The 14,479-nt window shown below is 45.6% G+C and carries 14 protein-coding genes and 1 pseudogene; 3 read left to right on the top strand and 12 right to left on the bottom strand.

From position 1 onward, the window contains the following. The first annotated feature begins 8 nt into the window (after positions 1–8). From ACH19P_RS16065 to ACH19P_RS16055, 3 genes are all read left to right on the top strand, one after another. The gene (locus tag ACH19P_RS16065; protein ID WP_462159610.1) at positions 9–1,232 is read left to right on the top strand and encodes a NupC/NupG family nucleoside CNT transporter; all 1,224 of its coding nucleotides are present in this window, start codon (positions 9–11) and stop codon (positions 1,230–1,232) included. A 306-nt stretch (positions 1,233–1,538) separates the two neighbouring features. Then, positions 1,539–2,216 (top strand): substrate-binding periplasmic protein, encoded by a 678-nt coding sequence (locus ACH19P_RS16060; RefSeq protein ID WP_462159609.1) that lies wholly within the window; start codon positions 1,539–1,541, stop codon positions 2,214–2,216. Between the two features lie 8 nt (positions 2,217–2,224). Further along, positions 2,225–2,959 (top strand): hypothetical protein, encoded by a 735-nt coding sequence (locus tag ACH19P_RS16055; protein WP_462159608.1) that lies wholly within the window; start codon positions 2,225–2,227, stop codon positions 2,957–2,959. Here ACH19P_RS16055 and ACH19P_RS16050 read toward each other — a convergent pair. From ACH19P_RS16050 to ACH19P_RS15995, 12 genes and pseudogenes are all read right to left on the bottom strand, one after another. Continuing rightward, complete coding sequence (locus ACH19P_RS16050) at positions 2,942–3,634, bottom strand: hypothetical protein (RefSeq protein ID WP_462159607.1); 693 nt, start codon at positions 3,632–3,634, stop codon at positions 2,942–2,944. The genes ACH19P_RS16055 and ACH19P_RS16050 overlap by 18 nt on opposite strands. Beyond that, on the bottom strand, positions 3,631–4,347 hold the full coding sequence (locus tag ACH19P_RS16045) for a hypothetical protein (RefSeq protein ID WP_462159606.1): 717 nt from the start codon (positions 4,345–4,347) through the stop codon (positions 3,631–3,633). Before ACH19P_RS16045 ends, ACH19P_RS16050 begins: the two co-directional genes overlap by 4 nt. Then, positions 4,344–4,685 carry a cupredoxin domain-containing protein gene (locus ACH19P_RS16040; RefSeq protein ID WP_462160187.1) on the bottom strand — a complete coding sequence of 114 codons (342 nt, stop codon included), beginning with the start codon at positions 4,683–4,685 and terminating at the stop codon, positions 4,344–4,346. The genes ACH19P_RS16045 and ACH19P_RS16040 overlap by 4 nt, the downstream gene beginning before the upstream one ends. Next, the gene (locus tag ACH19P_RS16035; RefSeq protein WP_462159605.1) at positions 4,670–5,956 is read right to left on the bottom strand and encodes a sensor histidine kinase; all 1,287 of its coding nucleotides are present in this window, start codon (positions 5,954–5,956) and stop codon (positions 4,670–4,672) included. Before ACH19P_RS16035 ends, ACH19P_RS16040 begins: the two co-directional genes overlap by 16 nt. Further along, positions 5,953–6,626: pseudogene (locus ACH19P_RS16030) on the bottom strand (response regulator). The gene ACH19P_RS16035 and the pseudogene ACH19P_RS16030 overlap by 4 nt, the downstream one beginning before the upstream one ends. 9 nt (positions 6,627–6,635) lie before the next feature. Beyond that, complete coding sequence (locus ACH19P_RS16025) at positions 6,636–7,280, bottom strand: tetratricopeptide repeat protein (RefSeq protein ID WP_462159604.1); 645 nt, start codon at positions 7,278–7,280, stop codon at positions 6,636–6,638. Between the two features lie 3 nt (positions 7,281–7,283). Continuing rightward, a complete protein-coding gene (locus ACH19P_RS16020; RefSeq protein WP_462159603.1) occupies positions 7,284–8,069 on the bottom strand; it encodes an SDR family oxidoreductase in 786 nt (261 codons plus the stop codon). Beyond that, positions 8,066–8,755 (bottom strand): TenA family transcriptional regulator, encoded by a 690-nt coding sequence (locus ACH19P_RS16015; RefSeq protein WP_462159602.1) that lies wholly within the window; start codon positions 8,753–8,755, stop codon positions 8,066–8,068. The genes ACH19P_RS16020 and ACH19P_RS16015 overlap by 4 nt, the downstream gene beginning before the upstream one ends. A 6-nt stretch (positions 8,756–8,761) precedes the next feature. Beyond that, positions 8,762–10,195, bottom strand: a complete 1,434-nt coding sequence (locus tag ACH19P_RS16010) for an AMP-binding protein (RefSeq protein WP_462159601.1) — start codon at positions 10,193–10,195, stop codon at positions 8,762–8,764. Then, positions 10,192–10,908: a thermostable hemolysin gene (locus ACH19P_RS16005; protein WP_462159600.1), complete on the bottom strand. Its 717-nt coding sequence runs from the start codon at positions 10,906–10,908 to the stop codon at positions 10,192–10,194. The genes ACH19P_RS16010 and ACH19P_RS16005 overlap by 4 nt, the downstream gene beginning before the upstream one ends. A 342-nt stretch (positions 10,909–11,250) precedes the next feature. After that, on the bottom strand, positions 11,251–11,406 hold the full coding sequence (gene tatA, locus ACH19P_RS16000) for a twin-arginine translocase TatA/TatE family subunit (RefSeq protein WP_347389653.1): 156 nt from the start codon (positions 11,404–11,406) through the stop codon (positions 11,251–11,253). 59 nt (positions 11,407–11,465) lie between these two features. Then, positions 11,466–14,285: a TonB-dependent receptor gene (locus ACH19P_RS15995; protein ID WP_462159599.1), complete on the bottom strand. Its 2,820-nt coding sequence runs from the start codon at positions 14,283–14,285 to the stop codon at positions 11,466–11,468. Positions 14,286–14,479 lie beyond the last annotated feature (194 nt).

The raw sequence follows: 14,479 nt of genomic DNA, 5'->3' as shown, positions 1-14,479 counted from the left end.
CAACGGGCATGACAACATTTATGAGCCTGGTCGGCATGGTAGTGCTACTCGCCATCGCCTTCGCTGCGTCAACAAACCGCAAAGCGATTAACCTTCGCACAGTCGGCGTAGCCTTTTTACTGCAAGTCATTATTGGTGGCTTCGTACTATTTTTTGAATTTGGTAAAAACATATTGGCGTCGATGTCGGCGGCGGTGTCTCAAGTTATTAGTTACGCTTCAAGCGGGATTGCTTTCTTGTTTGGGCCACTGGCATCAGAGAAAACACTGGGCTTTTTGTTTGCCTTTCAGGTGTTACCTGTCATCGTGTTTTTCTCATCACTTGTAGCCGTGTTGTATTACCTCGGCATCATGGACTGGGTGATTAAAATACTCGGTGGTGCGCTGCAAAAGTTATTAAAAACATCGCGACCTGAGTCATTGTCTGCAACGGCGAATATTTTCGTTGGGCAAACTGAAGCGCCGTTAATCGTTAAGCCGTTCATCGCGACGATGACCAAGTCTGAATTGTTTGCGGTCATGGTTGGTGGTTTAGCAACAGTAGCCGGCTCAGTGATGGCAGGTTATGTGAAAATCGGTGTTGATTTACAGTATTTAATCGCAGCCAGCTTTATGGCGGCACCAGGTGGTTTCTTGATGGCTAAAATGATTGTGCCAGAAACTGAGACCCCGAAAGAAGATTTAGCAGAGTTAGACGGCGACCACGAACAGCCAGTGAATGTCATTGATGCGGCTGCATCAGGTGCTTCAAGTGGTATGCAGTTAGCGTTAAACGTGGGTGCGATGTTACTCGCATTTGTAGCCTTAATTGCGCTATTAAATGGTGTGTTAGGCTGGGCCGGTAGCTTCTTCGAACACCCTGAGCTAACCCTGCAACAGATTTTAGGTTATGTCTTCGCTCCAGTAGCTTGGGTACTGGGTGTACCTTGGAACGAAGCTATAACAGCCGGTAGTTTTATCGGGCAAAAATTAGTCGTGAATGAGTTTGTCGCTTATTTAGACTTTGTAAATTATCGTGATGAGTTAAGCCCACACACACAAGCAATCGTAACCTTTGCATTGTGTGGTTTCGCAAACTTATCTTCGATAGCCATTTTACTAGGCGGGATTGGCGGTATGGCGCCGAGCCGGCGAAAGGATATCGCACGTCTAGGGCTCAGAGCAGTATTGGCGGGATCAATGGCCAATCTCATGAGCGCCGCAATTGCTGGGTTTTTCCTCTCTATTGCTTAGAAACAAAGAGAAACCACGGTTGCAAAACAGGGTCTCATAGACCTAGGTTGTTGCTTTAAGGGGTTAAGGTAACAGCTAACTTGAACGATACTTCACCAAAGGGCCGATAGGCCCTTTTATCGTTTCTGGCACACAGAAAATTTATTGGCGCATTTAAGTGCGTAAGTGCCATCGTTTATCTATCATTAGAATGTTGTTCGTCACAATCACAATTAAATGAAATTTAGGCTGTTTTCCACATTTCGAATGTTCACTGTATTTGTTTGTCTGGTCAGTTTTGGCTGCTGGGCTCACGAAGGCTTGCACGTGGTTACTGAACTCAGTCCGCCAAATCAAATTCTCATCAATGGTAAAGTTGCAGGGAGTAGCACAGACATCGTTCGCCATGTGCTACAAGAAGCAGATATAGACTCACATATCCGTGTTTACCCTTGGGCTAGAGCGTTTCACATCGCTAAACGCACACCAAATACATTACTTTACAGTGTCGCAAAAACGCCTGAGCGCGAATCACAGTTTCACTGGTTGGGCAAAGTAGCCTTCTTTCGCTTGGGCTTTGTTAGCCTTTCTGAGCGTTCTGAAATTAAAATCACTCAGTTAGAAGACGCAAAACCTTACCGTATAGCTGTCCAACGGGGTGATATCAGCGCTTTATATTTAGCTGAAAGAGAATTCGTTATCGTCGAAACAACTGACATCAAACAGTCTTATCAACTACTTTTATCCGGCAAAGTTGATTTGGTGATTGATGATCCGCAGTACATCAATTCCATGACTCAACACTTTAATCTCGCACCGACTCAGCTCACTTTTATAAAAGCAATTGATGATTTGAGCGTGTATGGCTATTTGGCTGCGAATAAAGACACGGATCCATCATTGATACAAAGGTTACAAAAAGCATTCGATAAAATAGAAAAAACAAGTTGGTATCAACAAAAATTACTCACCCCATATCTTAATGTCGACGCATTTAACGACTGAGGAAGATAATGAATTCATCACAACGTTACTCAACTCACTCGCCGATTTTTGTACGATGTGTGTTCATCAGCGTTGTATTGCTACTTTTTTCCCTCCCCACTTCAATCGCGTTCGGTTCGCAGAAACAACCCCCTTTACGCATCAGCTACATAGAGCATCCTAGCGTGCAACAAACAGCACTTCCTCTGGTTAAAATGGCCTATCAGAATGCAGGCATTGATGCCAAGTTTATTCGCCTTCCAGACTTTCGATTCGTCAACGAAATTCACCACGAAAATATAGACGGAGATGTGGTGCAAATTGACTTCATAATCGACAAACACGCCGAGCTAAAACGAGTCGGCCCGCCAATTTCAGAAGTCGAGTTTTTATTAATATGCACTAAAAGAGTTGAGTGTAGTAACAGAATATTAGGGGATAAAGACATAGCGATAGTGACAACAGACATTGGCAGAAGGGCAATAAAAACACTATTCCCTCAAGCTGCCAACAATCGTTATTTCATCGTCAATCACCTAGGAAGAATGCCAAAAATATTGGCGACAGGCCATGCCGACTATGCATTTTATATCGTTTCGAGTTCTTGGTCTCGCCCCGCAGATTTGATCACATTGCAGCACATAACATTATTTAAATCTGAGGCTTATCACATCCTTCACGAGCGTCATGCAGATATAGCCGAACGCATAGCCCCCCAAATAGAGGCGTTGCTTGCAAACCCACCCTCAGAACTCAAATTCTAGCGCCAGTCGAACGCTGTGATCTTTGCCACCATGCCCTACTTCACTGATAAAGCCAGCTTCCCATTTTAACTGGTGTTGCCCATCATACCTATGCAATCCAATAAAACCTGGACCAACGCCGAGAAACTCCTCGCCAGCGTAGAGCTCAATGGATGGCTGGAAGGCGCTACGCAAACGATAGCGATACTGAGCCCGAAACTCCGTTTCCCATTCATTATCGATGTCATTGCCCCATTCATACACTGCAAAGGCATTCATGGTGAGGCTAGTTGGCCCAAACTCCTTTTCGAACAACAATCCTGATGTAATTTCATAGCTGTCTCGACGATGTTGCTTTTCAATTTCGAACAACGCCCCCCAATCAGCCCAATAGCGGCCTTGTTCAACAAGTTGCCAGCGCAACTCAGCTTCATAAGCAGACAGACCAAAATCACCATTGTCATCACGTTCACCCACGCCGTAAACTTCCAAGCTCAAGGTTTCGCTAATCGCCCCACCCACACCGAAACGCTGAGCTAACACATTGCCTTTATCGGTTTGATGTGACACCAAACGCCATTCAACTTCTTTTTCGTAAGGCATGACGTATGGATGATAGACCTTGTCGACAACGATGCCGTCAGCCCAACTCAGGGAGCTAAACAGCAAACACACAAAGCTTATATAACGCATCATTGTAAACTCCTTTGCCACCTAGCGGCTGCAACTAAGCTGAGCAACGTAGAAATATACACAACGGAGGACAGTGAACTTGGGGTAGCCTCATAGCCCAGCACTACTTTCGCCAACCGCCCTAGTACAGAGTGTTCATCGAGCACATATCGCAAGTCAAAAAATGCGGTTGGCATGGTCAACACTCCCGCTCCCGCGGCAATATCAAGCATTGCAACCATGCTTCCAGCGATATGCATACTGAATAAAATCACAACCCCAAACACGCCGTAATGTGCTTCCAACCAATCTAGAAAGAAAAACAACAAAATGGAAAAACTGGTGACGATACCCACACCAAGAAATATTCCCAGACCTCGCGGGGCATCAAATTCACCTTGCATTAACCAAGGCAAATAATGGCTCGCATATAAACACAGTGCACTGGCGAGCAACGCTAAGAACGCCGCCCAGTGACGATAAGCCAGTCCTGCAATAGCACACAGAGCAATCAGCACCATGAGCACTATCTGGGAATATTCAAAACCGAGATAATCAAACCATTGACTCATCGTTTGCATCGACTGGATATAAACAAATGTCGGCACCAGTAACGCGCCGATGACCCAAGGCCAGTGACTCCGTGCAGGCGCAGCCTTGCACAAACAACGGGCAAAGACAACGAGCACAGCTAACGGTAATAGTTGGTTAATGGTGACAAGTAGACTGTTGATCATGGCTGCACCTCTTTTTGTGGCACTGCAATGACCGATCCTCGTGCCGTATCCGGCGCAAATTCACCAAAGAAGAAATATTCACCCGGTTCCAATGGCCCAATGTAAATCACATTCACACGACCAGGGAAAAGTACTTTCTCCCGATTCAGATCGAAACTATCAAACTCTTCCGGATCCGTATCTTCGTTCTTAATGAGTAAGCGTATCTTTTCATTACTCGGCACTTCTAGGCGAGCTGGATAAAAAAGGTGATCTTTCAACACCAACTCAAACTCTTTGAGCTGAGCTTGAGCAGACATGCTGAAAAAGAGCAAGATGCCGATTAATCGCTGCATAATGTCTCCCGATTTACACCGAGTTTCACGACCACTTCCAAACCACCCCATTGGCTTTCTTGCAAAGAGACTTCGCCACGATATAAACCAATAACGTGCTGAACTATTGCCATACCGAGTCCAGCACCGGGAATATGGGTAGGGTGAGAATCACCCCCCACACGGAAAAATCGGTCGAATATACGCTCACGCAATTGCGCCGCGATGCCCGGCCCAGAATCCGACACTTTTAAAACAATGTGATCATTTTCATCGGCGAGACTCACCCTAATCATACCGCCCTGTGGGGTATATTTTACAGCGTTGCTAATTAAATTTTTAATCATCACATTCAATGTGAAGGGCTCACCCAAAATATCTTGGCATTCGCCATCTAGGCTGATTTCAAGCTCCTTTTCTTCTATTTGTGGGTATAGCTGTACAATGATTTGCTGGCTAATCACAGCCAAGGATTGTGCTTCGAGTTTATCTTGCCATTGCTGTGATGACGTGCGACCCAACGCGAGCATTTGTTCGACCAAGTGATTAAGCCTATCGACACTCATATTGATTGCTTTAGCGTCATCATCGTCATAGCGTTTGAGCAAATTGTGAAGGTTGATTTTCATCGCGCTTAAGGGCGTTCTGAGCTCATGAGCCGCATCACTCGCAAAATAGCGCTCACGTAAATAAGCCTGCTCAGTACGACGTAACAGGGCATTTAAGGTATGCACAACCGGTTTGATTTCCTGTGCTTTGGGCTGTGTTTTAATCATTGAAAAGTCATTCGCCGCACGAGTGCGTAACTCTCGAGACAACAAGGTCAGTGGTTGCAAGGCACGTTTAACCACTATGCTGATAAACACCGTTAATATACCGATGCCAACCAACATTGGCGCCATTAGCGCTAAAATAAGTTGCTCCGATAAAGCAAAACGTTCAGCTATGGGCTCTGCCAACACAGTGCATTGCTCGTCGGTGCAAAACTGTGCGACCCGTAAGCGCTGCCCGCGACTATTCACTGTTTGCAAAGTGTCTTTTGGTGGGGATGCTAACAGTTTAACATCCCCACTAACAAAGGTTTGCCCCTGCCATTTCTGCCACAAAAGTTCAGCTGCAATTTCATTATGTTGATTGGGGATTTCACTGAGCAGTTGAGCGCGTTCTAACAGGTGACGGTCAAACAAACTGTCTGCACGCTCCAAAGAGCGCTGATAACCCTGCACTAATGCAATAAATAGGATCAATACCAGCATGGAGATAAGCAACATGACTAGTTTAGCCCTAATACTCACGCAGCGCCGCCCGCGCTTTTATTCATCACATAGCCAATACCACGCAAGGTTTTAATGGCATTGGAAGGTAATTTTTTACGCAAGTGGTGGATATGCACTTCTATCGCATTGGAGCCAAGCTCTTCGCCCCATTGATAGAGTTTTTGTTCCAACTGCTCTTTAGATTGGACACGCCCTTGATTCTCTAGGAGAGCCTTAAGCAACATGTATTCTTTGCGTGGTAAACTTAATTCTTCACCATCAATGGTTACTTGGTGAGAGGCCATGTCCATAACTACAGTGCCGCATTGCAAAGTGCTTGATGTCACCCCGCTCACTCTTCGCCCTAGTACTCGCAAACGCGCTAAAAGTTCATCTACTTCGAAGGGCTTCGCCAAATAGTCGTCTGCTCCAAGATCTAAGCCTTTGATTTTATCATCTAAGGCATCGCGCGCGGTCAGGATCAAACAGGTAAAGGTTTCTTTCTTCGTTTGATGTCGGTAAGCAGGCTTAGCCCATCACCGTCAGGCAACCCCAAGTCAAGGATGACCAAGTCCACCTCGTCATCAGACACAAGCGGGCGCGCATCTGCCAAACACATTACGGACTCAACCGCGTACCCTTCACTTGAGAGCGTACGTGTGAGTCCAGCATTTACAACCTGGTCATCTTCAACCAATAACAATCGCACCCAGCACTCCTATTTGCGACTTAGCTTACGCTCCACTTTAGTCAATAACTCTGAGACTTCTTGTTGACGATATTTATCAGCAAGAGGCCTATCGGCTCTTGGCTCGGCAGTTTGAGCTTTAAGCAAATGCGCTTTTGCTTTTTCATACTTCCTTTCATCATAGAGGAACTGTGCATAAAAGTAATTAATATCAATGCCATCTGGATTAATTGCTAGAGATTTATCGAACAACTCTTGCGCTTTCTTATCGCTACCAAAGCCAACCGGCCACCCTGGCACTTGTGCATACAAAGTACCTAGACTGGTGTATGCAGAGCCTTGCAAGGCGTTGCCATCAATGGAGATTGCTTTCTCAAAGTCTTTTTTCGCTTCTTTGGCCAGACCAAGCGCACCGAGTCCGCCTTTGGCACCGGCAAAACTAGAGTGGACGATACCCGCCCAGATATACCCTTCGGCTTGCCCAGGATGTGACTCGCTATACAGCGCAACCTCTTTGGCTAAATTTTCAAATGCTTTTTCCTGATCATCGCCGTCAATTTCATAATTCACGTGTGCCCATTGGCGCATGATGTTTGCTAAATCGGCGTCCACTGCGGCTGAAGCATTCGTCGATAGCACAGCTGCAAGAAACGCACTTGCGATAAATAGTCTCATAAATCACCTCATGATTTGTTTGATTGTTGCGAGTTGTTTCGCCAATGCGTTATCGACCAAGTTAGGCCACAACGCATTTATCTTTGCAAAGAATGACTCTTTCGCACCGACACTATGACGACGCTTAGTTGAGTCCAAAAGTTGGATAAATTGTTGGGCGACGTACTCAGGTGAGTCCATGGTATTACCCAGCTTTTTATTCAATTCGTTCACTTTGTCTGTGTTGATCGCTGTTTGCGTAGCGCGCGGAGCAAAATACTTAACCTGAACACCTGAATCACTCAATTCCCGCGCTAAAGCTTCACTGAATCCACGTAACGCAAACTTACTAGCACAGTACTGGGCTTGCAGCGGATAACCGATAGCCCCAAACGAAGAGCCAACATTAACAATGACCCCCTTGTTTCGCTCAAGCAAAGGTAGCAACCCCTGACACAACAACATGGGCGCGCGAATATTAATATTTAACGTGGCATCAAGCTGCGCTGTGCTCAGTGACGAAAACGGCACCATGGCATTCACGCCGGCGTTATTGACCAGCAGATCAATACGACCAATATCGTTCACCAATTCAACAACTCGCGCTATGTCCTTGTCATTGGCTAAATCCACTTGCAAAGCTATGTGGAATGACTGCTCTTGACTCGGCAACTCTTTTTGCAAGGCTTCAAGTGCACTTAAGTCCCTGCCGAGTAACAACAACCGATAATTTCGCGCAGCTAATTGCTTCGCAATATGGCGGCCTATGCCACCACTGGCACCCGTCAGTAGTGCTATTGGCGCACTCATGATGCTGCCTTTTCAAGTTCCTGAGCTCGAATTCCATGATTCTCACTCAAGGTGTGAAATATATCGCCATATAAACGGTAAAAGCATTTTGCTGCATGAATAATGATTTGTTGTTCTTTCTCATCAGTAATGCGGTTCATTAAACCTTCAAAGAATTTCACATGTTCTTGGTCTAATGCGCCGTGAGAAGTAAGATAAGTAAACGCCTTTTTGGGCAATCCTAGCTGCTCGCGAACTTGTGCCGCGGCGTTATCAGCCAACGCAATCGACGTACCTTCTAGCACATGCACCATACCGAAAAAGCTCAAAGGTGAAATGCGAGCAATACTGTCATAGGCGTAACTCACCATCATTTCAGTTGCGAAGCTAGGCGCACTGGCGCGTGCTTGTTCTTTATCAAAGCCGCATGCTGCAATATCATTTAACACCCACTCTTGGTGCCCTAACTCTTCTTCAATGTATTCAGCAATGGCGTTTCGTAACCATTCTTGTCTCTCATCAACGCGCGCGCCGCAGGCCATTAATAACGGAATAGTATGTTTTACATGGTGATAAGCCTGCTGCAAGAATGCGACGTATAAATCCAAACTTACCTGTCCCGCTAGCGCCTTTTGAATCACCTCTGCACTCAACAGATAATGGCGTTCTTGCTGTGTTTCCTCTACGAGCTTTTGAAAAAATAGCATATTGGACTACTCCTGAAATAACTGAGAAATCTGTGTTGCAAAGCCGCGATTAATCGCTTCGCGCTTCGGTCTTTGATTAGCACTTAAATAGCCGTCTTCAATCGATAACGGCGTCGATAAACGCAAGAAATTATTGATGTTGGCATAATTGGGTAATTGCTCATTTGCACTGTCAACCAATGCAGATAACTGCATGTTGTCTACCCGCGGATCACAATAAATTAGCGCACACAAACAGGCCTCTCCCTCCCCAACAACAACAACTTGGGAGATTGCACTGTTGCTCAATAGCAGAGACTCCGGCCACTCCGGTGAAACATTACGTCCGTTGCTTAAAATGATTTGGTTTTTCTTGCGCCCCAGTATATGAATTTCGCCTCCCTCTAGCGCCACGAGATCGCCGGTGGCGTACCCGACTTTCTGTTGTGGCGGTTCACCTAGATATCCAAGAAAAACAGGTTTTTGAAGGATTAGCTCGCCATCAACAATGTTGTATTCAACGTGGTCAAGCGGCTGCCCCACACTGGCGCTATCAACATCAATACGGCTAGCTAAACTGACCACTGACCCCGCTTCCGACAATCCATAACCTTGATAAACAGGTAAGCCTAACTGGCGCGCGCGTTCAATTAATGCAGGGGCGACTTTTGCGCCTCCTACAGCAATGAATACAAGGGATTGGGGCGCGTTCCAGCCCATTTCACAGGCGAGGACTAACCCCTTGAGTAGCTCTGGAACAAGAATTAACGTGTTTGGCTGTACTTGTGAGATTATCGCCAATAATTTTTGTGGCTCCCTAAGCGCTGTGCCGTCGAACCCTAAGCTCGCTAAAGCCGGTACATGAATAGAGCCACCGGCAAGCATAGGTGCATACACGCCAGCCACATTTTCTAACAACACTGCTAGCGGCAATAGACACAAATGGGTTGGCTTGCTTACACCGCAACGAGAAACCAAACTGGCACCCACTTGCAAAAGCTGTTGTGCACTTAAACATACGCCTTTTGGTTGCCCAGTAGAGCCCGAAGTAAATGTGATTTTCTGTGTGCCCTGTGGAAATTCAACTGAGGTAACACTTTGATGCACAAGCGGCTCGAGCGTGATGTGTTGCTCACCGACTGACCACGATTGGGGTTCTTTTAAGTCAGGTCCAGCGGCGCGAATAAGTAATTGCGGCTGCGCTTTGTGCAGCGCGTACTCGCGCTGTGAGGCTGAGAAAAAGTGTGGTAAAGGCAATGACACTATACCAGCTTGCATTAGCGCAAAATCAACAACGAGCCACGCAAGACCATTATCCAGCTCAACGGCGACGCATTGTAAATTCATCGTACGTAAATGACTGCTTAGCGCTTCAACATGTTGCCAAAATTCATCAGCACTCACACGCCGCTCGTTCGCAATGATGTCACCTTGCCAGTTCGTTGCTAAATCAGCCATCATAACTGCGCCACCTCTGCAGCTAGGTTGTCAATGTCGACCGTATAAGACTTCGCGAAAAATGATAAGGTATCTACGGCATCAACATGATTTGCAACTTGCGCCACATCAACAACGCATACCTTAGGAGCATTAGCGTAATAACTACCCCAGTTTTTGCCGTAGTCATCTAAGCGCTCTGGGAGCGCATCTTCAAGTTCGTCGAATTGTGCTCCTACACGGGTCAATAAATTACGAATGTGCGCTGTGGCACAAAATACCAGTCTCTTTTTACCTGCTTGTTGCAGGGCTTTGGCCAGCACAACAAAATGAGCCAAGGTTGCTTGCGAATGCGTGGACACTAAGTTTCCTAACTCCACGCACTCATGCGCTGCACATTGCCATTGTTGCAAATATTCATGCAGAGGCTGACATAGGTACTGACTCAGAAACAATGTATTACTGGCACTGCGCAAGCCAAAACAGCAGTAACGTTGTGGTGAATAGGCAAGGCATGCCAGCAAAGGCATAAACTCGTGCACTTTCGCTTCGTAGTGTTTTGCGAACCCTGCTTGGATACGCTCAGCCAAACGTGAATAGACATGTAGGCCAATAAAGTTTGGCTGAGTATGCTGCGCTTGTTTGTTTGCAACATAGTATCCTTGTGAGATATCCGACAGTTCCTCATTTAAGTATTGAGGCTGGATTGCTGCAACATTCACTGACATCGTTTCCATAGCAATAACTCATTATTTAAGTCTGTAGGATTACAATAAAATCCGAACCTTAAGAAATTCTTAAGTAACTTAATAAAGTGAAATTAATTTTCAAAAGTCATGAAAATGGCTGCGCTGGAATACAAAAAATTAAGGTAAAGCAATTGTAAAACAAACACTTAAAACGCGCTCAACAATCCTTTTTACACAGAGAGACTAAAAGAAATAAAGCCACTTTTTATCGTGGCTTTAGCTACAGGGTTACACAGGATACAACTCACAGAGATTGACTAAGTAGGTCATCAATCCATGCATTATTCATCGTTGATTAGCAATGACACCTCACGGGCAGAAAAGATGTCATTAAGATTCTTGATTAGGGTTGTCGCCGACAGCGCGCTTAAACTCTTTTATAGACGTGCCTACATCAGAGCCTAATCGCGATAATTTTTTTGTGCCGAACAGCAAAATCACAATTGCAGCAATAATGACTAATTGCCAAACACTGATCCCAGCCATAAAAACCTCGTTAGCAGAGAAAGTAAACGCTCGGCTTTCGAGCGTTTACACTGATTACATTAGAAGCTGGCGCGAACACCTAGCGCCACTTGTGTACCGAAGCGCTCAAGATAGCTCACCTGATCTGTGTGCTTGGTGTAGCCCCAATAACGCTCGTTGGTTAAGTTGGTTGCTTCAGCAAACACTGTGAATTGGTCAGTGATGTCGTAGCTCATGCTGGCATCAAGTTGACCGTAATCTGAGATCCAGTAAGGTCCACCCCATGCATCTGGGTCCGACAAAAATTTGCTGCGCCAGTTGTATGCTAAACGTGCCTGGAAGCCATATTGTTCGTAGTAAACAACCGCGTTATACGAGTTCTTAGACATGCCTCTAAACGGTAAACCCGACTCTTTAAGTTCAGGCTCATCATAGCTGCTGTCTACATAGGTGTAGTTAAACTGAAAACCTAAACCGTTGAATGGCTCAGGAAGTAAATTCTCCAACGACTGTTGGTAGGCAACTTCAACACCTTGAATCGTCGCACCGTACTCACTCTTACCTGGGTAAGAAGCAAAGTAGCGCACGCCTTCCACTTCCACAGGGCCTTCTACATAATCAATAAATGACTGAAGGTCTTTTATAAACACACCACCACTTAACGAGCTACTGTCTTCAAAATACCATTCAAGGGTCATGTCAGCTTGATTAGCTTCTTCAGGAGTGAGTGACGGATCTGCCATCGATAATTGTGGTAGGCCTTCGCGATACGTATCAAAGTTTGGCGCTAACCATGGGCGTAAGTAACCCAATGATGGACGGCTAATAACCTGTGCAGCCGAGAAACGATAGATTAAGTCATCTTGCAGGCTCAGTTTAAAGTTCATGCTTGGCAGGATATTGTTGTAGTCACCTTTAAAAGATGTTTCTACCGTTTCACGCCAGCCATTTTCAAGTGGCTTGCCATCTTCTTGCAGTTCGATCAGGGTCAGGTCATACACAGAACCTTTTGAACTTACGTCCGTTTGTGAGCCTCGAATGCCCACATTCAACGAGTAAGGCATGTTAGCAATGGTGCTTTCAAGCGTTACTTGGGCATACGCTGTCAACACTTCTTCGGTAACTTCATATGTGCCAGAGGTGTTAAGCGATGCAACAATACTCGCATCCGTCGCCTGTGCATTGATTGAACGATAGTAAGCAAGCAACTTATCATAATCAAAACTAGGCCAAGGATCAGGCGTTACACTGCTCTCGCCATCAAGGAAATTATCAAAGTTTGCAGCAACAAAAACATCACTAGGGATTTCAAATAAGTTAAAGTCACCGGCGTTGATTACTGTGCTGTCATCGAACTCATAGCCATCACGAATTAAGTACTGGCCACCATTACTGAACTGGCTAGGGTTTTTCGACGCGTACTGAAGTTGACTCTTGGTTTGCTCAAGGTAAGTCATACCAAAATCAACACGGGTGATAATGTCGCTATCTGGGATATAGTTACCGACAATCTTAAAATCATTCACCGTGTCTTCAACACCCGTACCTGTGTTACGACTGTAGTGCGCACCGTAAGACTGATCTTGCGTTAAACCCGGTGACAAAAACACGTCAGGGAGCTTATTGCCGGTGTTGTAATCGATACCGATTGAATCAATAAAGCCACGGGCAACGATGAAACGGTTATCACCCGCATTTTTGTTTTCAGCTTTTGAGTGAGCCAAGTCGACAGCCACAGTTAGGCCATCCATCGGATACCACTTGGCATTAAGTGCAATTTGGTAGGTATCTGTTTTTCTTGGGTTTGTTAGGTTAAGCAACTCAACCATCGTGTTACCAGTTTGTGTCATTGACACTACACGACCGGAGTCATCAAACTCGGCATCGGTGAATACAGGTGTGCCTGGCGTCCAACTTTCATCGTAGTTTACAAAACCAATCTGGTAGCGGTGACCTTCGGTGTTATAGCGTGAATAGAGCGCGTCGAAGTTCACGTCAAGGGCGTCGCTTGGGCGCCATTGCATCGCCAATGTAGCACCTAAGCGCTCACGGACGTCTTGCGCATTGGCAAAGTACATGTAACTGGGGATTTTCGATGCAAAGATTTCACTTTGACCGTCGATTTCGCCGTTGCCATTAATATCCACTGGCACGCCCGCGCTGTCTGCGCCCCATCCCTCTTCTTCATCGAAGAAACCTGCTGCTGAGTAGGTATCAGCGCGCAATGTTTTCTTAGAATAAGCGCCAGAGAACAACACGCCAAAAGTGTCGTCATTAAAATTGTCACCAATGATGAAAGAAGCGTGTGGATGAATGTCTTCGGTACGTGATTCATAAATACCTTTGGCCGATGCACTCAAAGTGAAGCCATCTTGGTCAAGAGGCTTACGGGTTTCAATATCAACCACCGCACCGATGCCTCCTTCGATAAGGCGTGCTTCTGGCGACTTATTCACCTGTAATGCGCCCACAAGTTCAGATGCAATCGTATCGAAGTTAAAGTCACGTCCTGAATTTTCAGATGCCAACTTGCGGCCATTCAAGGTGGTGATGTTGTATCCGCCGCCAAGGCCGCGAACGAGAATGTTCTGACCTTCACCACCGTTACGTGTGATAGTAATTCCCGGAACACGCTGTAACGCTTCTGCTAAGTTCTCATCAGGGAATTTACCTATGTCATCAGCAACAACCACGTCAACGACGGTTGCAGCTTCCCTTTTACGAAAGTTCGATTCTTTGATGCTGCTGCGTATACCGGTTACTTCAATGACTTCCACTTCTTCTTCTGGATTTGCTTTGTCATTCTCGGGGTCTTGCTGAGCGCTTGCTGCGAAGCTGACCGATGAAGCCAGAATCGAGCTAATCAACAAACTGAGGTATTTTGGTTTATTAGTTGCCACATTGATTTCCTCTATTGCATTGTCGAAATACGTCACCATCTACGGTGGTTATGTAAGGTTTCGTTTGTAATCTATAACATTTCGAAACAATAAATCAACAAACAAATAGACACTGAAACTTTCGAATGTTTCGAAATATTTTTCATTTTGTCCCAAAAATCGAAGAAAAAGCGGCAATAACAGCTAATTACCAT

The organism is Pseudoalteromonas sp. GB56 (genome assembly GCF_054923835.1).
This window is presented reverse-complemented; position numbering and strand designations above follow the sequence as displayed.